The following is a 22,051-nucleotide window of genomic DNA, read 5'->3' as shown; positions in this document are numbered from 1 at the left end:
TTTCGCCTCCGTAGCGGTTAGGGTTGGACGCCGGTCTGTACGTTGATGCAATTACATGGCAATGGGGCAATCGAAAACGGAAGCGTGCGCCTTAGACAGGCACCTTCTTCAACATTTCGACGCCAACCTGGCCAGCTGCGATTTCACGCAATGCGACGACCGTGGGCTTGTCGCGGCTTTCGATCTTCGGCGTGTGACCTTGTGCGAGCTGACGCGCGCGATAGGTTGCGGCAAGCGCGAGTTCGAAACGGTTCGGAATCTGTTTGAGGCAGTCTTCGACGGTAATGCGGGCCATGTTGGGTTCCTTCTCAGTATGTTGCTTATTCTACCTTATGTGCTCGACATGCCGCCGCGTTCACGCGTGTGGCAGGTGAATGCCAAGCTGCACGAAAAGCTGCGTGTGACGGGCGTATTGCGAGGCGAAGCGCGAACGCGTCGCCGCCACGAGGCAGCGCAGTTCGCCGAGCGCGCGCTCGAAGTTGTCGTTGATCACGACGTACTCCGCTTCGGCCGCGTGCGCCATCTCGCTGCCGGCTGCGAGCAGACGGCGCGTGATCACGTTCGGTTCGTCCTGGCCGCGCTTTTTCAAACGCTCTTCGAGTGCGTCCAGGGACGGCGGCAAGATGAAGATTTCAACAGCGTTGTGAAACTGTTTCTTCACCTGCTGCGCGCCTTGCCAGTCGATTTCGAGCAGCACGTCATGGCCGCTTTTCATCTGTTCTTCGATCCACACGCGCGAAGTGGCGTAGTAGTTGCCGTGCACTTCCGCGCTTTCCAGAAACTCGCCAGCAGCGTGACGGGTCAGGAAATCGTCGACCGTCGTGAAGTGATAGTGCTCGCCGTCCTGCTCCTTCGGGCGCGGCGGGCGCGTCGTGTACGAAATCGACAGACGGATCGCGTCGTCGCCGGCGAGCAGCGCGTTCACGAGCGTCGACTTGCCCGCGCCCGAAGGCGCGACCACCATGAACAGGTTGCCGGGATAAGCACCGGCGTAAGGGTTGCGCGGTGCGCTGGTTTCGCGTGTGTGGTCGGTCATGTTCTCGGGGCTCCTGCCTTACTCCAGATTCTGTACTTGCTCGCGCATCTGTTCGATGAGCAGCTTCAGGGTCATCGACGAATCGGCCAGTTCCTTCGCCGCCGCCTTCGAGCCGAGCGTGTTCGCTTCGCGATTCAGTTCCTGCATCATGAAGTCGAGCCGCTTGCCGACCTTGCCGCCCTTCTCGATCACGTGACGCGTTTCGTTCAGGTGAGCCGTGAGGCGCGACAGTTCTTCGGCGATGTCGATACGGATGCCGTACATCGTCACTTCCTGGCGAATCCGTTCGTTGATTTCTTCGCGCGAGACGCTCGTTGCCGTCGTGTCGGGCGCGGCGATACCCAGCGCTTCCTGCAGACGTTCAACGATCTTCTGCTGATGCTTGGCGATCAGCTCCGGCACGAGCGGCGTGATCTTCGTGACGATCGTTTCCATCTCGGTGACGTTGGCGAGCAGCACCGCCGCCAGTTGCGCGCCTTCGCGGGCACGCACGTCGATCAGATCGGTAATCGCCTGCTTGCCACATGCGAGCACCGCATCGCGCAGCACGTCCGGCGCTACGCCGGTTTCGGCCAGCACGCCCGGCCAGCGCAGAATCTCTCCGGTGCGCAGGCGCCCTGCTTCCGGGAACGTCGACAGCACCGTGCGCTCGAGCAGCGCAAGTTGCGTCAGCGCCTCGCGATTCACCGAGCCCGCGTTAGCCGACTGTTCGCTGCGTTGCAGGTTGATACGGATGTCGACCTTGCCGCGCGAAAGCTTGTTCATCAGCATTTCGCGCAACGTCGGTTCGCAGACGCGCACGTCTTCCGGCATCCGGAAGTTCAGATCGAGAAAGCGCGAGTTCACCGTGCGCAATTCGACCGATACGCTCACGCCGCCTGTGCCTGAGGCCGGGACGAGTTCGCGCGTGGCGCTCGCATAGCCAGTCATGCTGTAGATCATCGTATTTCTCGCGATTGTGGCCATGCGTTTGACGATGGCCGGAGAGTCGAATCGCCCGGCGTGTACGAGACGCGGGGCGGAGAATCCGTATTATCCCATTTTTACCGACAAGGCCGCTTCATACGCGCGAAGTACTACCCCGCGCAAAGCCCCGGCACATGCGGGCGGCCGTCCGATCGACAGGCCGCGCCGCGCCCGACGCGATCGGCGGTAAAATCGCGGTTTCCCCCTGCTCTTCTTCCAGACCAATCCCAACATGACCGACAACACCCAACGCCCCAGCGGCCGCCAGGCCAATCAGCTGCGCGACGTGCGCATCACGCGTCACTACACGAAGCATGCGGAGGGCTCGGTGCTGGTCGAGTTCGGCGACACCAAGGTGATCTGCACGGCGAGCATTGCCGAGAGCGTGCCGTCGTTCCTGCGCGACCGCGGCCAGGGCTGGCTGACCGCCGAATACGGCATGCTGCCGCGCGCCACGCATACCCGCAGCGACCGCGAAGCCGCGCGCGGCAAGCAAACCGGCCGCACCCAGGAAATCCAGCGCCTGATCGGCCGCGCCCTGCGCTCGGTGTTCGATCTCGAGAAGCTCGGCGCGCGCACGCTGCATATCGATTGCGACGTGATCCAGGCCGACGGCGGCACGCGCACGGCCAGCATCACGGGCGCATTCGTGGCGGCGCATGATGCCGTGGCCAAATTGCTGGCTACGGGCCGCATCGAAAGCTCGCCGATTACCGATTACGTCGCGGCGATTTCGGTCGGCGTGTACGACGGTCTGCCGGTGCTGGATCTCGACTACGACGAAGATTCGCAATGCGACACCGACATGAATGTGGTGATGACGGGCGCGGGCGGCTTCGTCGAGATTCAGGGCACGGCTGAAGGCGTGCCTTTCTCGCGCGACGAAATGAATTCGCTGCTCGATCTGGCGAGCGATGGCATCAACACGCTGATCGCAAAGCAGAAAGCAGCGCTGGAGCAAAAGAGTGAGTGAAGTTCGTCAAGGCAACGTCGCAGTTGCGCCTGACTCGCCGTTGAAGAAAGTCGTGCTGGCGTCGAACAACGCGGGCAAGCTGCGCGAGTTCGCGGCGCTGCTCGGCGCGGCCGGCATTGACCTGATTCCGCAAGGCGAGTTGAACGTGCCGGAAGCGGAAGAGCCGTATCCGACGTTCGTCGAAAACGCGCTGACCAAGGCGCGTCACGCGGCAAAGCTCACCGGCCTGCCCGCCCTCGCCGACGATTCCGGTTTGTGCGTACGCGCGCTGCGCGGCGCGCCTGGCGTTTATTCGGCGCGCTACGCGCAACTCGCCGGCGGTGAAAAGAGCGATGCGGCTAACAACGCACAGCTCGTTTCAGCCTTGCAAGGTGAAACCGATCGGCGCGCGTATTACTACTGCGTGCTGGCGCTCGTGCGTCATGCGGACGATCCCGAACCGCTGATTGCCGAAGGCCGCTGGCATGGCGAAATGCTGGATGCGCCGCGCGGCGCGCATGGCTTCGGCTATGACCCGTACTTCTTCCTGCCGTCGCTGAATGCGAGCGCCGCGGAACTTGAATCGGCGGTAAAGAACGCCAGCAGCCATCGCGCGATTGCCTTGCGCCACCTGCTCGCGCGTTTGACGGAGGAAGCGTGATTCCGATCAAACCGGCGCCTGCCGATATCGGCAACGGCGTCATCAAGGCCTTCACGTCGCCGGGCGCCATTCGCCTGACGTCGTTGCCGCCCTTGGCGTTGTACGTGCACTTTCCCTGGTGCGTGCGCAAATGCCCGTACTGCGATTTCAACTCGCACGAATGGAAAGGCGACACGTTTCCGGAGACCGAGTATCTCGACGCGCTGCGCGCCGATCTCGAGATGGCGTTGCCGCTCGTGTGGGGGCGCCAGGTGCATACCGTGTTCATCGGCGGCGGCACGCCCAGCTTGCTGTCGGCGGCGGGGCTCGACCGCATGCTGTCCGACATCCGCGCATTGCTGCCGCTCGACGCCGACGCGGAAATCACGCTCGAAGCCAACCCTGGTACGTTCGAAGCGGCCAAGTTCGCGCAGTTTCGCGCGAGCGGCGTGAATCGCCTGTCGGTGGGCATCCAGAGCTTCAATGAAGCGCATCTGAAGGCGCTCGGCCGGATTCACGACGCGACGCAGGCGCGCCACGCGGTGGAAGTGGCCGCAAACACCTTCGACAACTTCAACCTCGATCTGATGTTCGCGCTGCCGCAGCAGACGCTCGCGGAGTGTCAGGCGGATGTGGAGACGGCCTTGTCGTTCGCGCCGCCGCATTTGTCGCTGTATCACCTGACGCTGGAACCGAACACGCTGTTTGCGAAATTCCCGCCTGCGCTCCCCGACGACGATGCGTCCGCCGACATGCAAGACTGGATTCACGAACGCACGACGGCCGCCGGCTACGAACGCTACGAAGTGTCCGCGTATGCGCAGCCGCATCGGCAGAGCAAGCACAATCTGAATTACTGGCGCTTCGGCGACTATCTCGGCATCGGCGCGGGTGCGCATACCAAACTGTCGTTTCCGAACCGGGTGCTGCGTCAGGTGCGCTACAAGCACCCCACTACCTTCATTGAGCGAGCGTTGGCCGGCACGGCAGTGCAGGAAGAGAACGAGGTCGGGCCGCGCGATCTGCCGTTCGAGTTCATGCTGAACGCGCTGCGGCTGGTGGAAGGATTTCCGGTGCATCGCTTTATCGAGCGCACAGGGCTCTCGATGACCTCCATCGAACCGGCTTTGCAAGAGGCGGAACGGCGCAAGCTGATTACGCGCGACCACGAAAAGATCGCGCCGACGCCGCTTGGCCAAGCCTTCCTGAACGATCTGCAGGCGCTGTTTCTGAAAGATCCGCAGTGATTGCAGCTCCGCCGAGCGCCGCAACGAGGATTTTTCAGGTTACAATTTAGGGCTTGGAGGTGTGGCCGAGCGGTTTAAGGCACCGGTCTTGAAAACCGGCGAAGGAGTGATCCTTCCGTGAGTTCGAATCTCACCGCCTCCGCCAGACAATCAATGAATACGGGCCGATCGGCCCGTTTTTCATTTCTGCACATCAAAGAACCCGCCGATCGGCAAATGTCCAATGTGTCGAACGGGTAAGCAACTGTAAATAAAACCCGCTAGCACCGAGGCTGCGTAATTTGCCGTCACAAGCTAGCCCGAACGAACGCGGCGCCCGGCTCCTCCAACTCATGACAAGGGAGGAACCATGCTCAAATTACTGTTAACGATAGGTTTCGCAGTGGGCCTTACCGGGTGTGTCGTTGCACCGCCCTATGGCTACCCGGCATACGGATATGCGCCCGGCTACTACGCCGCCCCGAGCGTCAGCGTGGGTGTTGGCGTCGGCGGTTATTACGGTGGCCGCGGGCGGTGGTAATTGCTGAGTTCATTCCTGGCCAAGTTCGTATCGGTCAATCTCTCGGCACCACCCGCATTAAGGGGAACCCCTCTCTCAACATCTCGCTCCCATGGTCGATATCAAGACTATCTGTGCCCTCAGCACGCCAGGGAGCTGCTCATGAAAGTCAGTACTTTAGCCTGTGCACTAATTTGGGTTGCCGCGAGCGCGGGCGCATCGTCCGCGCTTGCCGGCACGTCAACGGCGCTGTCCGACGACGATAGCGCAGCGGTATTCGGCTCGGCCAGGCTGTCGAATCTGCAGGACATCGGCGGCAGCGCGAAAGTTGGCGCCTCTGCCGCTACCCTGGGCGCCAATACGCTGAAAGGCGCGAGCGGCAACATCGGCGTGAACGTCTCAGCCGGTGCGCTGAATGCTCAGTCCAACCAGATCATCCTCATCACCACACCGCAAGCCTCGGTCACCTCGCAACAGAATGTGCATGCCGTCGCGCAAGTGACGGGCAGCACCTCCGCCAAACTCGGTGCTGGCTCACTAGCGGCGGTAAGCGGCAATGTCGGCGTGAATATCGCGTCCGGTGTGGGTAATGCCCAGTTCAACGGGCTCATCATTCACTGAGTCGCAACGCCTCGCATCGCAACGAATCAGGCCACGACTTAAACCAGCGCGGTCGCCTCGACCTCGACCTTCAACCCGTAATGCAGGTGTGGAACCGGCACGACGGCCCGCGCCGGCCGTGCCTCACCTGCCCAACGCGCGTAGATCTGATTGAAGCTCGCCCAGTGTTCGACATCGGCGATATAGACGCGCACCTGCACCAGTTGCGCAATGCTGCTGCCGGCGCCTTCGAGCGCAGCCTGAACATTCGCCAATACCTGCTCGGCCTGGACCTCGAACGAGGCGTCAGCAAGCTTCTCGCCCTGTGCGTTGATCGGCAACTGTCCCGAGACGAATACAAAACCATTCGCAATCGCAACGTGGCTGTAATGGCCACCCGGCTTCGCCAAACCAGCGGGATTGTCCATGTGCGGCAGATGCGTGTCGTGCTGGCTAACAGCCATGAATGCAACTCCAAAGTGGATGGCGCCTTGGTGGCGCGTGACTATGCACGGGACGCTGCATGCCGCTCACCGCCCACGTCAGACGCGTCACACGCTAAGCGCATCCAGCTTCTCACGCGCATCGGCGCAACGGCGATTCAGGTCGCGATGCATCAGCTGACTGTCGAGCAGCGCCGATACATCAGACAAACCGTAATCAAAGCGCAAGACGTATTCGATGTCTGTGTAATCGTGATAGGCGCCGCTGTCTGCCAGCTTCTGCGCTTCAGCGAAGGCAGCATGTTGCCGTTCGCCATTCATCAAATCTCTGATCGCCATGATTGCCGCTCCGAGGAACAGTGACTCCATCATAGCAACGCAAATCAAAACGCACGGTCGCGCGCACGCAACACCTGGTGTTTTCCGTAGACACGTTGTTCGCACAGGATGAAGAAGCAAGCATGCCGCGCGTTTCGGCAAAGGAACAATGATCCGCGTTCAGCGAAGAATGCCTGCTCGCGATGCCGTCAAACAGCAGCGACAGGTACCTTCATCCCGTGCCATTTGACTACCAGAATCCGCCCGACGTAACACAGCACGCCCGCGACGCCCACGACGATGCCCATACCCTTGGGCGAGCCATCCTGCCAGAGTCCAACGGCGAGGCTCGCCAACGCGCCGAGCGCCAACTGCACCGCGCCGAACACAGCGGCGGCGGCGCCGGCATTCAACGGATACCGATGCATAAGATCGGTCGTGCAGTTAGCGGACAACAAGCCCACCACGCCAACCACGAAGAACAATCCGAAAACGATCGACCACAAACCGCCCCACCCCGTCAGCGAGACGAGACAGACGAACAGCGACGCAATGCAACTCACGGTCGCGGCGAACGAAATGATCGGCAGCGAACCGAGCCTGCCGACGAGACGCGTATTCATCAAGTTGCCGAACATGATGCCGACGATATTCAACGCGAACAGAAAGCCATAGTGCTGCGCCGATACATGGAAATATTCGATGTACACGAACGGCGTCGCCGTGATGTACGCGAACATCGACGCGAACGCCATGCCGCCGCACAGCATGTGCCCCCACGCGACCGGATCGCGCAGCAATTTGCCATAGGCGCCGAACGATTTCAGCAGCGCTGAATGCGCACGCTTTTCGGGCGGCCACGTTTCCGGCACCTTGAGAAATGCAGTCACCGCGCACACCGTACCGAACAGCGTCAGCACGACAAAGACAACACGCCAGCCGCCGAGCAACAGCAACTGCCCGCCGATCAGCGGCGCGAGCAACGGCCCGATCGACGTGACGATGGCGAGCATCGACAGCACACGCGCGGCATCGGTCGGCCCGTGCGCGTCGCGGGCAATCGCGCGCGCCAGCACCGAGGCCGCGCCCGCGCCGAGCGCCTGCACGAAGCGGAATATCACCAGCGATCCGATCGAAAACGACAGCGCACAGGCCACGCTTGCCAGCGCATACATGATGATGCCGCCGAGCAGCACGGGCCGGCGGCCATAGGTATCCGACAACGGACCATAGAGCAGCATGCCGATCGAAAAGCCGAACATGAAGCTGGTAAGCGTGGTTTGCGCGGCGCCGTTGCTGATGGCGAATGCCTGCGAAATAGTCGGCAGGCTCGGCAAATACATATCGATCGAAATCGGCCCGCATGCGGCAAGCGCACCGAGCAACAGAATCAGCCGGCCATCGGGCCGGCTTCGGGTGACGTGAGACATGGGAATCCAGATGAAGCGCCGCGCCTTTATCGGCAGCGACACACGGTGAAACAGGGAAAGCAGCAGCTTGACGACCTCGATTGTACGCGACAGCCAAACCGTCCGAGGCGTCCAGGTTCGAATGATCACGGGCCGTTCATGCTCCGCGACAAGCGCGCCGTCGATCGGTTAAGCTGCCGCCAGAACGCTTCGGGGCGTGACACAAACCTGTCCGCTACGCCTTCCACACTGCCCTGTTCCGACCTTGTCATGACTGCCTTCCTGTTGATCTGGAGCCCCAAGAAATGGCCGTGGCCCGAGTTACCCGGCGTGGCGAAACGTGTCGCCGCAGGCGTAGCGGTGGCTGATGTGTGGGGTTGCGGATTTGCCCGCAGCATCCTGCCGGGCGACCGCGTGTTCCTGCACCGTGTCGCGCAGGAACCCAAGGGCATTTTCGGCTCGGGCTACGTAACGCGCGCGCCGTACGAGGTCCCCGACCCGGCGACGAAGCGCGGCTACCGGTTGTGCATCGACTTCGTGTACGACTGGGTGGTCGACGCACACGAGGGTGTCGTGATTCCACGCGAGATGTTGCGTACGCATCCGTTTTCGGTGCAGACATGGGACGCGCAGAGTTCAGGCACCGTGATCAAGCCCATGGCGGAAGGCGCGCTGGAGAAGCGCTGGGCCGAACTCACAGGCAAGCGCAAGCCGCCAAAGCTCGACACATCCGCCGGCATGGGCGAACCCAAAACCTCTTCACGCTGACTCCGGTACAATTTCTGTACTCATCCCAGCGCCGCGCCAGCCGCCTCCAGGCTACCCGCGCCGCTGCGCAACCCAAATTCCAGCCATCGCCATGTCCAATAATCAGACCCTCTTCGAACGCGCGCAGCGCACCATCCCCGGCGGCGTGAACTCGCCGGTCCGCGCCTTCCGTTCGGTAGGCGGCACGCCGCGCTTCATCGAGCGCGCCGAAGGAGCGTACTTCTGGGACGCGGACGGCCAACGCTATATCGATTACATCGGCTCATGGGGCCCGATGATCCTCGGCCACGTCCATCCCGAAGTGCTGGAAGCCGTTCAGCGCGTGCTGGCTAACGGCTTCTCGTTCGGCGCGCCGACAGAATCCGAAATCGAAATCGCCGAAGAAATCTGCAAACTGGTCCCGTCGATCGAACAGGTTCGCATGGTCTCGAGCGGCACCGAAGCGACCATGAGCGCGCTGCGTCTCGCGCGCGGCTTCACGAACCGCAGCCGCATCGTCAAGTTCGAAGGCTGCTATCACGGTCACGCGGATAGCCTGCTGGTCAAAGCCGGCTCGGGCCTGCTCACGTTCGGCAATCCGACTTCGGCGGGCGTACCAGCCGATATCGCCAAGCACACCACAGTGCTCGAGTACAACAACGTCGCGGAACTCGAAGAAGCGTTCAAGGCGTTCGGCAACGAGATCGCCTCGGTGATCGTCGAGCCGGTGGCAGGCAACATGAACCTCGTGCGCGCCACGCCTGAATTCCTGCAAGCCTTGCGGCGCCTGTGCACTGAGTACGGCTCAGTGCTGATTTTCGACGAAGTGATGTGCGGTTTCCGCGTCGCCCTGGGCGGCGCGCAAGAGGTCTACGGCATCACGCCGGACCTGACGTGTCTGGGCAAGGTGATCGGCGGCGGCATGCCGGCGGCGGCCTTCGGCGGCCGGCGCGACATCATGGCTCACCTCGCGCCGCTCGGCGGCGTCTACCAGGCGGGCACGTTGTCGGGCAATCCGATCGCGGTCGCCGCGGGTCTGAAGACGCTGCAACTGATCCAGGCGCCCGGCTTCTACGACACGCTCGCCGCCCGCACCACGCGTCTTGCGCAAGGTCTCGCCAATGTCGCGCGTGAAGCGAAGGTGCCGTTCGCGGCCGATTCGCTCGGCGGCATGTTCGGCCTGTACTTCACCGAGTCGGTCCCGACCAGCTTTGCAGAAGTCACGAAGAGCGACGTGCCGCGCTTCAATGCGTTCTTCCACAAAATGCTCGACGCGGGCGTGTACTTCGCGCCGTCGGCCTATGAAGCGGGCTTCGTGTCGATCGTGCACGACGACGCGATTATCGACGCGACAATCGACGCGGCGCGCGGCGCGTTCGCCTCGCTCGCGGCCTGAAGCCGGTAAGACACGCAACCCCTGACCCCAGGTTCAATACTGCCTAGCCACCGTACCCGACCGGACACCGATGTTTTCGCAAACCGACTTCGTCCATATGGAACGCGCGCTCGCGCTAGCCAAGCGCGGCATGTACACGACCGACCCGAATCCGCGCGTCGGTTGCGTGCTCGTCAAGAACGGCGAGGTGATCGGCGAAGGCTTCACGCAACCGGCCGGTCAGGATCATGCCGAGGTTCGCGCGTTGAAGGACGCGCGCTCGCGCGGCCATGATCTGCGCGGCGCCACGGCCTACGTGACGCTCGAACCATGCAGCCATTTCGGCCGCACACCGCCGTGCGCCAACGCGCTGATCGAGGCGCAGGTCGAGCGCGTGGTCGCGGCGATGGAAGACCCGAATCCGCAAGTCTCCGGGCGTGGCCTCAAAATGCTGCGCGACGCCGGCATTGAAGTACGTTGCGGACTGCTCGCCAACGAAGCGCACGAACTGAACATCGGCTTCGTGTCGCGCATGACGCGCGGCCGCCCATGGGTGCGCATGAAAGTGGCCGCGTCGCTGGATGGCCGCACCGGCTTGCCGTCGGGCGTCAGTCAATGGATTACCGGCGAAGCGGCACGCGCCGACGGTCATGCGTGGCGCGCCCGTGCGTCGGCGATTCTGACGGGCATCGGCACCGTCAGGGAAGACGATCCGCGCATGACCGTGCGTGCCGTCGACACGCCGCGCCAGCCGCAACGCGTGCTGATCGACAGCCAGCTCGACGTGCCGCCTGACGCGCAGATTCTGGCCGGCGCACCCACGCTGATTTTCTGCGGCAATCTCGACGAGCGTCACACCGAGCGAGCCGCCGCACTGCGCGATCGCGGCGCGGAGATCGTGCAACTGGCGAACGCGTCCGGCAAGGTCGATTTGCCCGCCATGCTGAAAATACTCGGCGAGCGTAACGTCAACGAACTGCACGTCGAAGCGGGCTACAAGCTCAACGGTTCACTGCTGCGCGAAGGCTGCGTCGACGAACTGCTGGTCTATCTCGCGCCCAGCCTGCTTGGCGTAGACTCGATGAGCATGTTCAATCTGAACGCGCCCGAAACGCTCGACGGCCGCACGCAACTGAACTTCCACGCAGTCGACCGGATCGGCGACGATCTGCGGATTCTTGCTCGCTTCGTGCCCCGCGCCGTGCCGGATCCGGCACCCGAAACCGGCACCGAGCCCGCACCCCAACCAACTTCGAATTGATCAAGGATTAGCACGATGTTTACAGGAATCGTCGCGGCGGTGGGCCGCATCGAATCAGTCAAACCCCTCGGCACGGATGGCGACGCGGGTGTGCGCCTGAACGTCGAAGCCGGCGGCCTCGATCTCGAAGACGTGCAGCTCGGCGACAGCATCACGATCCAGGGCGCCTGCATGACGGTGGTGGAAAAAGCCGCGCATTCATTCGAAGTGGACGTGTCGCGCGAAAGCCTGAATTGCACCGTCGGTCTCGGCGAGCCGGGCGAAGTCAATCTCGAGAAGGCGCTCCGTGCACACGACCGGCTCGGCGGCCATATCGTCTCCGGCCATGTGGACGGTCTCGGCACGGTCACGCGTTTCGCGCCGGTCGGCGAATCGCATGAATTGCGCGTGCTCGCTCCGCGCGAGATCGGCCGCTATCTGGCTTACAAAGGCTCGATCACAGTCAACGGCGTGAGCCTGACGGTCAACTCGGTTCAGGACCGCGACGACGGCTGCGAATTCTCGATCAACCTGATTCCTCACACGGTGCAGGTGACGTCGCTGAAGAATCTGCGCGAGGGTTCGCAGGTGAATCTGGAGATCGATCTGATCGCGCGGTATGTGGAGCGGATGCTGTCGGCATCGCAGGACGGACAGCAGCCTTTGAAGTAATCGGATTGACGGGCGGCGTCCGTTGCGGACGCCGCCCAGCCTCACGGCTCCTATCTCAGCGAGCCGGTCAGCCAAGCGTCAACTACGCCTTACTTGCGCTTCAATTGCGAGAGATCCCGCACCGCGCCACGGTCCGCGGAAGTCGCCAGCGCCGCATAGGCCTGCAACGCCTGCGACACCACACGTTCACGATCCACCGGCATCCACGCCTTATCACCACGAGCCTCCATGGCCTCGCGACGGCGCGCCAATTCGTCGTCTGACACCACCAGATGCATCTTGCGCTTGGGAATGTCGATCTCGATCACATCGCCATCTTCCACCAGACCGATCGTGCCGCCTTCGGCTGCTTCCGGCGACGCGTGCCCGATCACGAGCCCTGACGAACCGCCGGAGAAACGGCCGTCGGTGAACAGCGCACAGGTCTTGCCCAGACCCTTGGACTTCAGATACGACGTGGGGTACAGCATTTCCTGCATGCCCGGACCGCCCTTGGGACCTTCGTAACGGATCACGACCACGTCACCCGCTACGACCTTGTCGCCCAGAATGGCGTCGACAGCGTCGTCCTGGCTCTCGAAGACGCGCGCGCGCCCGGAGAAGATCCATTGCGATTCGTCGACACCCGCGGTCTTGACGATGCAGCCCTTCTCCGCGAGGTTGCCGTAGAGCACGGCGAGGCCGCCGTCTTTCGAATACGCGTCCTGCTTGCTGCGGATACAGCCGGTCTTGCGGTCGGTATCCAGCGACGCGAACGTGGCTTCCTGGCTGAACGCGACGGTAGTCGGAATGCCGCCCGGGGCCGCACGGAAGAACTTCTGCGCTTCTTCACCCGCGCCACCGGCGACGTCCCATTTGGCGATGGCATTGCCCAGCGTGCCGCTATGCACGTTGCCGCACGACAGGTCCAGCAGATCCGCGCGGGCCAATTCACCGAGAATGCCGAGGATGCCGCCGGCGCGGTGCACGTCTTCGATATGGTATTTGTCGGTGGCGGGCGCCGCTTTGCACAGGCACGGCACTTTGCGCGAGATGCGGTCGATGTCGGACATCGTGAAATCGACGCCGGCTTCCTGCGCGGCGGCCAGCAGGTGCAGCACGGTATTGGTCGAACCGCCCATCGCCACGTCGAGCGCCATGGCGTTCTCGAATGCCTGCTTGGTGGCGATGCTGCGCGGCAGGACCGACGCGTCTTCTTCCTGATAGTAGCGGCGGCACAGGTCCACCACGAGGCGGCCGGCCTGTTCGAACAGGCCCTTACGCCATGCATGCGTGGCGACGATCGTGCCGTTGCCCGGCAACGCGAGACCAATCGCCTCGGTCAGGCAATTCATCGAGTTCGCGGTGAACATGCCCGAGCAGGAACCGCACGTCGGACAGGCGCTGCGCTCGACTTCGGCCACTTCAGCGTCGCTGATCTTGGGGTCCGCCGCCTTGATCATCGCGTCGATCAGGTCGATCTTGGCGATCACCTGGCCATCGGTGGGCGATTTGACCTTGCCCGCTTCCATCGGACCGCCGGACACGAACACAACTGGAATGTTCAGGCGCATGGCGGCCATCAGCATGCCCGGGGTGATCTTGTCGCAATTGGAAATGCAGACCATGGCGTCGGCGCAGTGCGCGTTGACCATGTATTCCACCGAGTCGGCGATCAGCTCGCGCGAGGGCAGCGAATACAGCATGCCGCCGTGGCCCATGGCAATGCCGTCGTCCACCGCGATGGTGTTGAATTCCTTGGCCACACCGCCGGCTGCTTCAATTTCCTTCGCGACCAGTGCGCCCAGGTCACGCAGATGTACATGGCCCGGCACGAACTGGGTGAACGAGTTCACCACCGCGATGATCGGCTTGCCGAAATCGTCGTCTTTCATTCCGGTAGCGCGCCACAGGGCGCGGGCGCCGGCCATGTTGCGGCCATGAGTCGATGTGCGTGAGCGATAGTGCGGCATGATCTTTCTCGAACGGGTTTAGCGGGCAAGTTGTTTTCTGGAGGCGGCCTTCGCGGGCGCGGCGAATTATAGCAACGCCGCCCTGTCAAACCGCCGCCGGACAGCCCTAAGTGCCTCGCCAAACGGCCTATGCCATCCGGCCCAGGCGACTTGAGGGCGCGCGTGGCGTAAAATACGCGCTTTCTTCGAAAAACTCCGCCAACATGACGCTCGCCTCCACTCAAGAGATCATTGCCGAACTGAAAGCAGGCCGGATGGTGATCCTCGTCGACGAAGAAGACCGCGAAAACGAGGGCGACCTCGTAATCGCCGCCGAATTCGTCACGCCGGAAGCGATCAACTTCATGGCCCGCTACGGCCGCGGCCTGATTTGTCTGACGCTCACGCAGGAACGCTGCAAGCTGCTGAACCTGCCGCTCATGACTTATCGCAACGGCACGCAGTACGGCACGGCGTTCACCGTCAGTATCGAAGCAGCCGAAGGCGTGACCACGGGCATCTCGGCGGCCGACCGCGCCCGCACGATCGCCGTGGCGGTCGCACCGGACACCAAGGCCGAGCACATCGTGCAGCCGGGACACGTGTTCCCGATCATGGCGCAGCCCGGCGGCGTGCTGGTGCGCGCCGGCCATACCGAGGCCGGCTGCGACTTCACCGCGCTGGCAGGCCTCACGCCGGCCGCGGTGATCTGCGAAGTCATTAAAGACGACGGCACGATGGCGCGCCTGCCGGACCTGATGGAATTCGCCAAAGAGCACGATCTGAAGATCGGCACGATCGCGGATCTGATTCACTACCGCAGCCGCACCGAATCGATCGTCGAGCGCATTTGCGAACGCACCATGCAAACCGCGCACGGCGCATTTCGCGCAGTGATGTATCTCGACCAGCCGAGCGGCCAGCCGCATATCGCGCTGGTGCGCGGCACGCCGAACCCGGAGCAGGAAACGCTGGTGCGCGTGCACGAGCCGCTGTCCATGCTGGACCTGCTCGAAGTCGGCAAATCGACTCACTCATGGACACTGGATGCGGCCATGAAAGAGATCGCCGAGCGCGACCTCGGTGTGATCGTCCTCCTGAACTGCGGCGATTCGAAGGAGCATCTGGTCGACGTGTTCAAGGCGTTCGATTCGAAGGAAAAAGCCGAGGCGCTCAAACGCCGGCCGGTCGACTTCAAGACGTACGGCATCGGCGCGCAGATCCTGCGTGAGCTGGGTGTCGGCAAGATGCAGGTGCTGTCGAACCCGCGCAAGCTGGGCAGCATGTCGGGCTACGGCCTGGAAGTCACCGGCTTCGTGCCGATGCCGGGCAGCACCGCACAGGCTCCGCAACAAGGCTGATCCGACCATTCACGCGCTTAAGCGCCAACTCAAAACACTACGGAATTCACATGGAAATCGGACAATACCAACCGAATCTCGACGGCGACGGACTGCGTATCGGCATCGTCCAGGCGCGTTTTAACGAGCCCGTCTGCAACGGTCTCGCGGATTCGTGCATCGAAGAACTCGAACGCCTCGGCGTGACCGGCGAAGACGTGCTGCTGGTCACCGTGCCGGGCGCGTTGGAAATCCCGCTGGCGCTGCAAAAGCTCGCCGAAAGCGCGCAATTCGACGCACTGATCGCGCTGGGCGCGGTGATTCGCGGCGAGACGTACCACTTCGAACTGGTGTCGAACGAAAGCGGTGCGGGCATCACCCGCATCGGCCTCGACTTCGGCATTCCGGTTGCGAACGCCGTGCTGACCACCGAAAACGACGAACAAGCCGTCGCGCGCATGACCGAGAAGGGTCGTGACGCAGCGCGCGTGGCCGTCGAAATGGCGAACCTCTCGGTCGCGCTCGAGCAGCTCGGCGGTGACGACGAGGAAGAAGACGAAGAAGAGGAAGAGGCATGAAGAGCGCACGCCGACGCTCCCGCGAACTGGCCACGCAGGGGCTTTACCAGTGGCTGCTGTCGGGCTCGCCCGGCGGTGAAATCGACGCGCAACTGCGCGGCGCGCAGGGCTTCGACAAGGCCGACCACGAACATCTGGACGCCATCCTGCACGGCGTGATCCGCGATTCGGAAGCACTCTCCGCCGATATCGCACCGTGCCTCGACCGCCCGATCGATCAGCTTTCGCCGGTCGAACGCGCCGTGCTGCTGGTCGCCGCTTTCGAGTTGAAGAATCACCTCGATATCCCCTATCGCGTGGTCATCAATGAAGCAGTCGAACTCGCCAAGACGTTTGGCGGCGCGGACGGCTATAAGTACGTGAACGGCGTGCTGGACAAGCTGTCGGCGCAATTGCGCGCTGCCGAAACGCAGGCGGCTCGCAAGCATTGAGCTTGAGGCGGGGCGAGCGCGCCATGCGCCGTCCCGCTGTTGCTTCTGAACTGGATTTGATCGTATGAACTCCGTGACCGAACCCTTGGTGCGGCTTGCTGCCCGCGTTGACGCCATCCAGCCTTTCTATGTGATGGAACTGGCCAAGGAAGCCGCGCTGCTCGAGCGCGAAGGGCGCGACATCATCCACATGGGAATCGGCGAACCCGATTTCACCGCACCCGAGCCGGTCATCGAAGCGGCCGCGAGCGCCCTGCGCCGCGGCGTTACGCAATACACGAACGCACTTGGCCTGCACGCGCTGCGCGAGGCGATCTCGGCGCATTATGCCGAGTTCTACGGCGTGAGCGTCGATCCTTCGCGGATCGTTGTCACCGCCGGCGCGTCTGCCGCGCTGCTGCTGGCTTGCGCGGCGCTGGTCGATCGCGACGATGAAGTGCTGATGCCCGACCCATGCTACCCGTGCAACCGCCACTTCGTGATAGCTGCGGAAGGCAAGCCGGTGATGGTGCCGAGCGGGCCGGCCGAACGCTTCCAGCTGACCGCTGCCGACGTCGAACGCCTGTGGAACGAACACACCCGCGGCGTGCTGCTGGCGTCGCCGTCTAACCCGACGGGCACGTCGATCGAACCGGCTGAACTCGAACGCATCGTTAAGGCCGTGCGGGCGCGTGGCGGCTTTACGATCGTCGACGAGATCTACCAGGGCCTGAGCTACGACGCGAAGCCCGTCTCGGCGCTCTCGTTCGGTGAAGACGTCATCACCGTCAACAGCTTTTCGAAGTACTTCAACATGACCGGCTGGCGTTTGGGCTGGCTGGTGGTGCCGCCCGGCATGGTCGGCGCGTTCGAAAAGCTCGCGCAGAACCTGTTCATCTGCGCGTCGGCGCTCGCGCAGCATGCGGCGCTGGCCTGCTTCGAACCGGACACGATCGCTATCTACGAAGCGCGCCGCCTCGAATTCAAGCGCCGCCGCGACTTCATTGCGCCGGCGCTCGAATCGCTGGGTTTCTCGGTGCCGGTGATGCCGGACGGCGCGTTCTATGTGTACGCCGATTGCCGCACGGTCGCGCATCCGGCGGCCGGAGATAGCGCGGCGCTCACGAAGGCGATGCTGCACGACGCTGGAGTGGTGCTGGTGCCCGGCATGGACTTCGGTACGCACGCGCCGAAGGACTACATCCGGCTCTCGTATGCCACTGCCCTGCCGAAGCTGGAAGAAGCGGTCGAGAGGCTGGCGAAGCTTTTCGGACGGCACTGACTGGATAGAGGCGCCGAGCGCTCCGCGGTTTGAGTCCCCCGAGGGCCCGGCGACGGACGCCTCTACAGACGGAAGCCACAAAAGAAAAAGGACACCCTCGGGTGTCCTTTTTTGTATCGGCCGCTCTCGCGTGCCGGGCGAACCGGATTACGTCAACGTCAACCTCAAGCGCCCAACTCCGAAGCCGATGCCACGTGCTTGGTCGCATTGGAACTGGCATCGTCCTGCTCGGACACCGGCGTCTTCACCGGCGCTGCCGCGCTCAGCGGATGACCTGCGTCGAGCGTCACCTGCACGCGCTTGCCGTTGGTCGATGCCGCTGCAGCCGTCGTCGTCGTGTTCGACGCCGTCAAAACCGGAGCCTGCGGTGCGTTGATCGGCACCTTGCGGCCACGCGCCACATCGCGCAGACGGCCACGCTCGGCCATCACCTTGGCGCCGTAGCCGCCGTCGTCCTGCGAGGTCGAGCCGACGTAGAGACGCAGGCCGCCCGGCAGCGAACCGCCGCGTGCGATGCAATCCTTCAGCACCAGCGCGCCAACCTTGATGTTCGCGACCGGTTCAAGCGCCGCGCTCTGGCCGCCGAAATACTGGAACTTGTCCGAGTGAACCTTGGACATCACCTGCATCAGGCCCTGCGCGCCCACGCCGCTCTCGGCGTACGGGTTGAAGCCCGATTCGATTGCCATCACGGACAGCAGGAGAAGCGGGTCGAGACCGACTTCGCGGCCGGTGTCGAACGCTGCCTTCACGAGCTCGCTAACGGGCTCCTGAGCAACGCGATAGCGCCGCGCCAGGTAAGACGAAACCAGATCCTGCTCGCGGGTCGAAACCAGCACGCGATCGTCGCGTGCATCGGCCGAGACGCGCTGCGCCGGGATCAGCCGTGCCAGCGCGGAGACGCTCTGCATGGTGCGCGGGTCGAGGCCGTTCAGTGCGGCCACGCCCATACCGGACGTGCCGGTGCCGTCGAAGGCGCCGTCATAGCTGGTATTGCTGGCGGTGACGCCGTTGTTGCCATTGTTGCCGTTGTTGCCATTGTTGCCGTTGTTCGCACCGCTCGCGGTGTCGCTACTTGTCGAATTCGCGGCCAGCGAGTCGTCAGAGGACGCACCAGGGGGCCCGAAAGCCGGCAGCGGGTGGCCCTGCAGCAGACGGGCGGGACCGGCTTGCACAGCGGCGGAAATGACCGGCATCAGCTTGGCGGCAAGGGTGCCGCGCAAAGCTGGCATCAGCCACAGCGTAACGGCCAGCACGACGGCGATTCCGCCGACAATGCTGAACAGGTGATGACTCATTCGCGTGCCGCGACGCAACGCACCACGCACAACTTGCGCAATACGTTCATCGGGACGCCACGATAACCAGGCGTTCATTCAGATCTCCCATGTTGCATGATCCGCGAACTCCGCCAGTCGAACAGGCGGTAACACACATTCGCAGAGTCAAGACATCGCGCGCTCTGTCTGGTTAGGGCAGCAGCGACGTCGGGAAAACGGCAAATACCGTTTGTGGGGAGCCATCTTGAAAAGAGGCCCGCGGCATGCCAAAAAACATGCGGGCGGAGGCTCCCACGCGAAAAACCAGCGTCAACAGGCGCTGGCGAGGACTTCAGTAAGACCGTCAAATACCGTGCAGGGGGTCGGTAAGCGGTGACGCGTTGCGTCTGAAGGGACCGGGGCGGCGGTAAAAACGTTCACGCCCTGCAACCAATGTGGACGGATTTTATGCAGGGTTTTATAGATCGTCAACACTATAGATAGGCAAATGTATAACTAATTGTAATAATGAACAGTGTTCAGTCCGTTAAGAACCGCGCGGTGCGCGCTTCTTGAGCTATCTCAATTAGTCCTCCCGAAGCAGGCCGTTTGGCCAATCTACGTGCGACTGCCAACACAGGTAAAATCGACAATCGTTCTGGCACCGCGAAGCCCTGCCGTGCCCTACCTTTTTGCCGCTTGCGCGGCTCTCTACCGCACCAGATGAAATACAAAGACCTGCGCGATTTCGTCGGCCGTCTCGAAACGATCGGTGAACTGCGCCGCATCTCGCAAAACGTCTCGCCCGTCCTGGAAATGACCGAACTGTGCGACCGCGTCCTCCGCGCCGGCGGTCCCGCGATATTGTTTGAGAGCCAGCAGCAGCATGCGTTTCCGGTGCTCGGCAACCTGTTCGGCACGCCGCGCCGCGTCGCGCTCGGCATGGGTATCGACGCGCAAGCAGGTGAAGGCGATGGCGCCGCGCTGGAGTCGCTGCGCGACGTCGGCCGTCTGCTCTCCGCATTGAAGGAACCGGAGCCACCGAAGGGCCTCAAGGACGCTGGCAAACTGTTCTCGCTCGCGAAGGCGGTGTGGGACATGGCGCCCAAAACAGTGAGCGCGCCGCCCTGCCAGGAAATCGTCTGGGAAGGCAACGACGTCGACCTCGGAAAGCTGCCAATTCAAACCTGCTGGCCGGGCGATGCAGGGCCGCTGATCACATGGGGCCTGACCGTCACAAAAGGCCCGAATAAGAGCCGACAAAATTTAGGCATATATCGCCAGCAACTGATCGGGCGTAACAAACTCATCATGCGCTGGCTCGCGCATCGCGGCGGCGCACTCGATTTCCGCGAGTTCGCGCTGCAGAATCCGGGCAAGCCGTATCCCGTAGCCGTGGTGCTGGGCGCCGACCCGGCGACCATCCTCGGTGCGGTGACGCCGGTGCCCGACACGCTCTCCGAATACCAGTTCGCCGGGCTGCTGCGCGGCGGCCGCACCGAACTCGCGAAGTGCATCACGCCGGGCGTCGACGGTTTGCAGGTGCCCGCGCGCGCGGAAATCGTCCTGGAAGGCTTCATCTATCCGCAGGAAGGCACGCCCTCACCTGCTCCCGCAGGCGCGCCGCCGCGTCCGGCCAAGGGCGCGTCCGCCGCTTACGAACATGCGCTGGAAGGACCCTACGGCGACCACACCGGCTACTACAACGAGCAGGAGTGGTTTCCCGTCTTCACGGTCGAGCGCATCACCATGCGGCGCGACGCGATCTATCACTCCACCTACACCGGCAAACCGCCCGATGAGCCCGCCGTACTCGGCGTCGCGCTCAACGAAGTGTTCGTACCGCTGTTGCAGAAGCAGTTCACCGAGATCACCGATTTCTATCTGCCGCCCGAAGGATGCAGCTACCGGATGGCGATCGTGCAGATGAAGAAGAGCTACCCGGGTCACGCCAAGCGCGTGATGTTCGGCGTGTGGAGTTTCCTGCGGCAATTCATGTATACGAAGTTCATCGTCGTGGTCGACGAGGACGTGAATATCCGCGACTGGAAGGAAGTGATCTGGGCCATCACCACGCGCATCGATCCGGCGCGCGACACTGTGCTGGTCGATCGCACGCCGATCGACTACCTCGATTTCGCTTCGCCGGTCGCGGGTCTCGGATCGAAGATGGGACTCGACGCCACCAACAAATGGCCCGGCGAAACCGATCGCGAATGGGGCCGCCCGATCGAGATGGACGGCGCGGTCAAAAAACGCATCGACACCTTGTGGAATGAGTTGGGGCTGTAAAAACGGGCCTTGAATCACACAGGTCACACCGTTGAATTCCTGATTCTGTCGGCATCGAAGCGATCCGTTCACCAGCCGGATCGCTCCCGCTTGAACAAGTCTGAATAACAAAACTGATGGAGCAGTTGCGCGGATGCATGCCTTTTCAATGATGTCGGATGGTTTCTTTCTATCGTTGTCGTTATGTCTGGATATCGGTCTCGTCAACGTCGCGATGATTTCGCTGACGCTGTCGCACGGCTTCAAACCGGGCTTCTGGCTGGGCTTGGGTTCCTGTTTCGGCGATCTCGTTTACGCGGCGCTCGCGCTCGCGGGAATGGCTGCGCTGCTGCAGTTCGAATCGGTACGCTGGGTCGTGTGGATCGGCGGCGCGGCGGTCCTGCTGTTTCTCACATGGAAGATGGCGCGTGAAGCGCTGTTCCCGGCGACGGCGCCTGCAGTTGCCGGCGAAGCGGATGCCAACGCGCCGCATCTTTCCCCGTGGCGCGGTTTCTTGCGCGGCGCGTTGCTGGCAATGTCATCGCCGTCAGCGATTCTGTGGTTCGCCGCAGTCGGCGGTGCGTTGATCGCGAAAGCCGGCGCCACCAGCGCGACCACTGCACCGGTATTTCTCGGCGGCTTCTTCCTGGGTGGCTTGTGCTGGACGATCTTTATCTGCGGACTCGGTAGCCATGGACGCAAACGCGCCGGCACCGGTTTGCTGCGTGCGTGCCATGTGTTGTCGGCGCTGCTGTTCGCCTACTTCTCGTATAGCGTGATCGTGAACGGATATCGCGATCTGATCGTGCAGACCGCACAGGTGGCAAGCTAGAAAA

Annotated in this window: 22 protein-coding genes and 1 tRNA gene; 15 read left to right on the top strand and 8 right to left on the bottom strand. The window is 62.8% G+C overall.

Translation table 11 applies throughout. From position 1 onward, the window contains the following. Positions 1 to 91: 91 nt before the first annotated feature. The 3 genes from rpoZ to M0D66_RS05765 are packed head-to-tail and all read right to left on the bottom strand — an operon-like array spanning position 92 to position 1,978. Positions 92 to 295, bottom strand: coding sequence for a DNA-directed RNA polymerase subunit omega (gene rpoZ, locus M0D66_RS05775; RefSeq protein WP_006025620.1), 204 nt, complete (start codon positions 293 to 295; stop codon positions 92 to 94). A 60-nt stretch (positions 296 to 355) separates the two neighbouring features. Continuing rightward, the gene (gmk, locus tag M0D66_RS05770; RefSeq protein ID WP_093639047.1) at positions 356 to 1,036 is read right to left on the bottom strand and encodes a guanylate kinase; all 681 of its coding nucleotides are present in this window, start codon (positions 1,034 to 1,036) and stop codon (positions 356 to 358) included. A gap of 18 nt (positions 1,037 to 1,054) precedes the next feature. Beyond that, a complete protein-coding gene (locus M0D66_RS05765; protein WP_200618113.1) occupies positions 1,055 to 1,978 on the bottom strand; it encodes a YicC/YloC family endoribonuclease in 924 nt (307 codons plus the stop codon). Positions 1,979 to 2,234: 256 nt separating this feature from the next. Here M0D66_RS05765 and rph point away from each other — a divergent pair, with 256 nt between their 5' ends. From rph to M0D66_RS05740, 5 genes are all read left to right on the top strand, one after another. Further along, positions 2,235 to 2,975 carry a ribonuclease PH gene (gene rph / locus M0D66_RS05760; RefSeq protein ID WP_054037414.1) on the top strand — a complete coding sequence of 247 codons (741 nt, stop codon included), beginning with the start codon at positions 2,235 to 2,237 and terminating at the stop codon, positions 2,973 to 2,975. Beyond that, a complete protein-coding gene (rdgB, locus tag M0D66_RS05755; protein ID WP_200650548.1) occupies positions 2,968 to 3,615 on the top strand; it encodes an RdgB/HAM1 family non-canonical purine NTP pyrophosphatase in 648 nt (215 codons plus the stop codon). The genes rph and rdgB overlap by 8 nt, the downstream gene beginning before the upstream one ends. Further along, a complete protein-coding gene (gene hemW / locus M0D66_RS05750; protein WP_266209312.1) occupies positions 3,612 to 4,841 on the top strand; it encodes a radical SAM family heme chaperone HemW in 1,230 nt (409 codons plus the stop codon). The genes rdgB and hemW overlap by 4 nt, the downstream gene beginning before the upstream one ends. Before the next feature lie 55 nt (positions 4,842 to 4,896). After that, a tRNA-Ser gene (locus M0D66_RS05745) sits at positions 4,897 to 4,986 on the top strand. Between the two features lie 516 nt (positions 4,987 to 5,502). Beyond that, the gene (locus M0D66_RS05740) at positions 5,503 to 5,961 is read left to right on the top strand and encodes a hypothetical protein (protein WP_266209311.1); all 459 of its coding nucleotides are present in this window, start codon (positions 5,503 to 5,505) and stop codon (positions 5,959 to 5,961) included. Positions 5,962 to 5,999: 38 nt separating this feature from the next. On the opposite strand, the gene M0D66_RS05735 is transcribed toward M0D66_RS05740, so the two are convergent. The 3 genes from M0D66_RS05735 to M0D66_RS05725 all read right to left on the bottom strand — a co-directional run bounded on the left by M0D66_RS05735 (position 6,000) and on the right by M0D66_RS05725 (position 8,131). Beyond that, entirely contained in the window at positions 6,000 to 6,404 is a 405-nt protein-coding gene (locus M0D66_RS05735) for a RidA family protein (RefSeq protein ID WP_266209310.1), read from the bottom strand. A gap of 87 nt (positions 6,405 to 6,491) precedes the next feature. Beyond that, positions 6,492 to 6,722, bottom strand: a complete 231-nt coding sequence (locus M0D66_RS05730; protein ID WP_054037416.1) for a hypothetical protein — start codon at positions 6,720 to 6,722, stop codon at positions 6,492 to 6,494. A gap of 188 nt (positions 6,723 to 6,910) precedes the next feature. Further along, entirely contained in the window at positions 6,911 to 8,131 is a 1,221-nt protein-coding gene (locus M0D66_RS05725) for a Bcr/CflA family multidrug efflux MFS transporter (protein ID WP_054037418.1), read from the bottom strand. A 249-nt stretch (positions 8,132 to 8,380) separates the two neighbouring features. Between M0D66_RS05725 and M0D66_RS05720 the strand changes: the two genes are divergently transcribed. The 4 genes from M0D66_RS05720 to M0D66_RS05705 all read left to right on the top strand — a co-directional run bounded on the left by M0D66_RS05720 (position 8,381) and on the right by M0D66_RS05705 (position 12,144). Next, positions 8,381 to 8,878 (top strand): hypothetical protein, encoded by a 498-nt coding sequence (locus M0D66_RS05720; protein WP_266209309.1) that lies wholly within the window; start codon positions 8,381 to 8,383, stop codon positions 8,876 to 8,878. 91 nt (positions 8,879 to 8,969) lie between these two features. Beyond that, positions 8,970 to 10,253 carry a glutamate-1-semialdehyde 2,1-aminomutase gene (gene hemL / locus M0D66_RS05715; RefSeq protein ID WP_200618095.1) on the top strand — a complete coding sequence of 428 codons (1,284 nt, stop codon included), beginning with the start codon at positions 8,970 to 8,972 and terminating at the stop codon, positions 10,251 to 10,253. A 70-nt stretch (positions 10,254 to 10,323) separates the two neighbouring features. Beyond that, entirely contained in the window at positions 10,324 to 11,493 is a 1,170-nt protein-coding gene (ribD, locus tag M0D66_RS05710) for a bifunctional diaminohydroxyphosphoribosylaminopyrimidine deaminase/5-amino-6-(5-phosphoribosylamino)uracil reductase RibD (protein ID WP_093639020.1), read from the top strand. Between the two features lie 15 nt (positions 11,494 to 11,508). Next, positions 11,509 to 12,144, top strand: coding sequence for a riboflavin synthase (locus tag M0D66_RS05705; protein WP_054037332.1), 636 nt, complete (start codon positions 11,509 to 11,511; stop codon positions 12,142 to 12,144). A gap of 89 nt (positions 12,145 to 12,233) precedes the next feature. Here M0D66_RS05705 and ilvD read toward each other — a convergent pair whose 3' ends face one another. After that, positions 12,234 to 14,096, bottom strand: coding sequence for a dihydroxy-acid dehydratase (gene ilvD / locus M0D66_RS05700; RefSeq protein WP_093639014.1), 1,863 nt, complete (start codon positions 14,094 to 14,096; stop codon positions 12,234 to 12,236). Positions 14,097 to 14,299: 203 nt separating this feature from the next. Between ilvD and ribBA the strand changes: the two genes are divergently transcribed. The 4 genes from ribBA (at position 14,300) to M0D66_RS05680 (ending at position 17,685) form a co-directional block, all read left to right on the top strand. Further along, the gene (ribBA, locus tag M0D66_RS05695; RefSeq protein ID WP_054037333.1) at positions 14,300 to 15,436 is read left to right on the top strand and encodes a bifunctional 3,4-dihydroxy-2-butanone-4-phosphate synthase/GTP cyclohydrolase II; all 1,137 of its coding nucleotides are present in this window, start codon (positions 14,300 to 14,302) and stop codon (positions 15,434 to 15,436) included. A 50-nt stretch (positions 15,437 to 15,486) separates the two neighbouring features. Then, on the top strand, positions 15,487 to 15,993 hold the full coding sequence (gene ribH, locus M0D66_RS05690) for a 6,7-dimethyl-8-ribityllumazine synthase (RefSeq protein ID WP_054037335.1): 507 nt from the start codon (positions 15,487 to 15,489) through the stop codon (positions 15,991 to 15,993). Continuing rightward, the gene (gene nusB / locus M0D66_RS05685; RefSeq protein WP_028197808.1) at positions 15,990 to 16,424 is read left to right on the top strand and encodes a transcription antitermination factor NusB; all 435 of its coding nucleotides are present in this window, start codon (positions 15,990 to 15,992) and stop codon (positions 16,422 to 16,424) included. The genes ribH and nusB overlap by 4 nt, the downstream gene beginning before the upstream one ends. 64 nt (positions 16,425 to 16,488) lie before the next feature. Further along, the gene (locus M0D66_RS05680; protein ID WP_200618087.1) at positions 16,489 to 17,685 is read left to right on the top strand and encodes a pyridoxal phosphate-dependent aminotransferase; all 1,197 of its coding nucleotides are present in this window, start codon (positions 16,489 to 16,491) and stop codon (positions 17,683 to 17,685) included. Between the two features lie 164 nt (positions 17,686 to 17,849). Here the strand turns inward: M0D66_RS05680 and M0D66_RS05675 are convergent, their stop codons facing one another. Next, on the bottom strand, positions 17,850 to 19,061 hold the full coding sequence (locus M0D66_RS05675) for a lytic transglycosylase domain-containing protein (protein ID WP_266209308.1): 1,212 nt from the start codon (positions 19,059 to 19,061) through the stop codon (positions 17,850 to 17,852). A 606-nt stretch (positions 19,062 to 19,667) separates the two neighbouring features. Between M0D66_RS05675 and M0D66_RS05670 the strand changes: the two genes are divergently transcribed. Continuing rightward, the gene (locus M0D66_RS05670; protein ID WP_093639005.1) at positions 19,668 to 21,236 is read left to right on the top strand and encodes a UbiD family decarboxylase; all 1,569 of its coding nucleotides are present in this window, start codon (positions 19,668 to 19,670) and stop codon (positions 21,234 to 21,236) included. A gap of 133 nt (positions 21,237 to 21,369) precedes the next feature. Beyond that, entirely contained in the window at positions 21,370 to 22,047 is a 678-nt protein-coding gene (locus tag M0D66_RS05665) for a LysE family translocator (RefSeq protein WP_175050937.1), read from the top strand. The last annotated feature ends 4 nt before the right edge of the window (positions 22,048 to 22,051 follow it).

Origin of the sequence: Paraburkholderia sp. SECH2, assembly GCF_030464795.1 — a bacterium.
Classification (GTDB): domain Bacteria; phylum Pseudomonadota; class Gammaproteobacteria; order Burkholderiales; family Burkholderiaceae; genus Paraburkholderia; species Paraburkholderia aspalathi.
This window is presented reverse-complemented; position numbering and strand designations above follow the sequence as displayed.

Bases quoted from the DNA above. Each gene is read 5' to 3' on its own strand.
- rpoZ (WP_006025620.1), bottom strand. From the start codon at position 295: ATGGCCCGCATTACCGTCGAAGACTGCCTCAAACAGATTCCGAACCGT.
- gmk (WP_093639047.1), bottom strand. From the start codon at position 1,036: ATGACCGACCACACACGCGAAACCAGCGCACCGCGCAACCCTTACGCC.
- M0D66_RS05765 (WP_200618113.1), bottom strand. From the start codon at position 1,978: ATGATCTACAGCATGACTGGCTATGCGAGCGCCACGCGCGAACTCGTC.
- rph (WP_054037414.1), top strand. From the start codon at position 2,235: ATGACCGACAACACCCAACGCCCCAGCGGCCGCCAGGCCAATCAGCTG.
- M0D66_RS05740 (WP_266209311.1), top strand. From the start codon at position 5,503: ATGAAAGTCAGTACTTTAGCCTGTGCACTAATTTGGGTTGCCGCGAGC.
- M0D66_RS05735 (WP_266209310.1), bottom strand. From the start codon at position 6,404: ATGGCTGTTAGCCAGCACGACACGCATCTGCCGCACATGGACAATCCC.
- M0D66_RS05730 (WP_054037416.1), bottom strand. From the start codon at position 6,722: ATGGCGATCAGAGATTTGATGAATGGCGAACGGCAACATGCTGCCTTC.
- M0D66_RS05725 (WP_054037418.1), bottom strand. From the start codon at position 8,131: ATGTCTCACGTCACCCGAAGCCGGCCCGATGGCCGGCTGATTCTGTTG.
- M0D66_RS05720 (WP_266209309.1), top strand. From the start codon at position 8,381: ATGACTGCCTTCCTGTTGATCTGGAGCCCCAAGAAATGGCCGTGGCCC.
- hemL (WP_200618095.1), top strand. From the start codon at position 8,970: ATGTCCAATAATCAGACCCTCTTCGAACGCGCGCAGCGCACCATCCCC.
- ribD (WP_093639020.1), top strand. From the start codon at position 10,324: ATGTTTTCGCAAACCGACTTCGTCCATATGGAACGCGCGCTCGCGCTA.
- M0D66_RS05705 (WP_054037332.1), top strand. From the start codon at position 11,509: ATGTTTACAGGAATCGTCGCGGCGGTGGGCCGCATCGAATCAGTCAAA.
- ilvD (WP_093639014.1), bottom strand. From the start codon at position 14,096: ATGCCGCACTATCGCTCACGCACATCGACTCATGGCCGCAACATGGCC.
- ribBA (WP_054037333.1), top strand. From the start codon at position 14,300: ATGACGCTCGCCTCCACTCAAGAGATCATTGCCGAACTGAAAGCAGGC.
- ribH (WP_054037335.1), top strand. From the start codon at position 15,487: ATGGAAATCGGACAATACCAACCGAATCTCGACGGCGACGGACTGCGT.
- nusB (WP_028197808.1), top strand. From the start codon at position 15,990: ATGAAGAGCGCACGCCGACGCTCCCGCGAACTGGCCACGCAGGGGCTT.
- M0D66_RS05680 (WP_200618087.1), top strand. From the start codon at position 16,489: ATGAACTCCGTGACCGAACCCTTGGTGCGGCTTGCTGCCCGCGTTGAC.
- M0D66_RS05675 (WP_266209308.1), bottom strand. From the start codon at position 19,061: ATGAACGCCTGGTTATCGTGGCGTCCCGATGAACGTATTGCGCAAGTT.
- M0D66_RS05670 (WP_093639005.1), top strand. From the start codon at position 19,668: ATGAAATACAAAGACCTGCGCGATTTCGTCGGCCGTCTCGAAACGATC.
- M0D66_RS05665 (WP_175050937.1), top strand. From the start codon at position 21,370: ATGCATGCCTTTTCAATGATGTCGGATGGTTTCTTTCTATCGTTGTCG.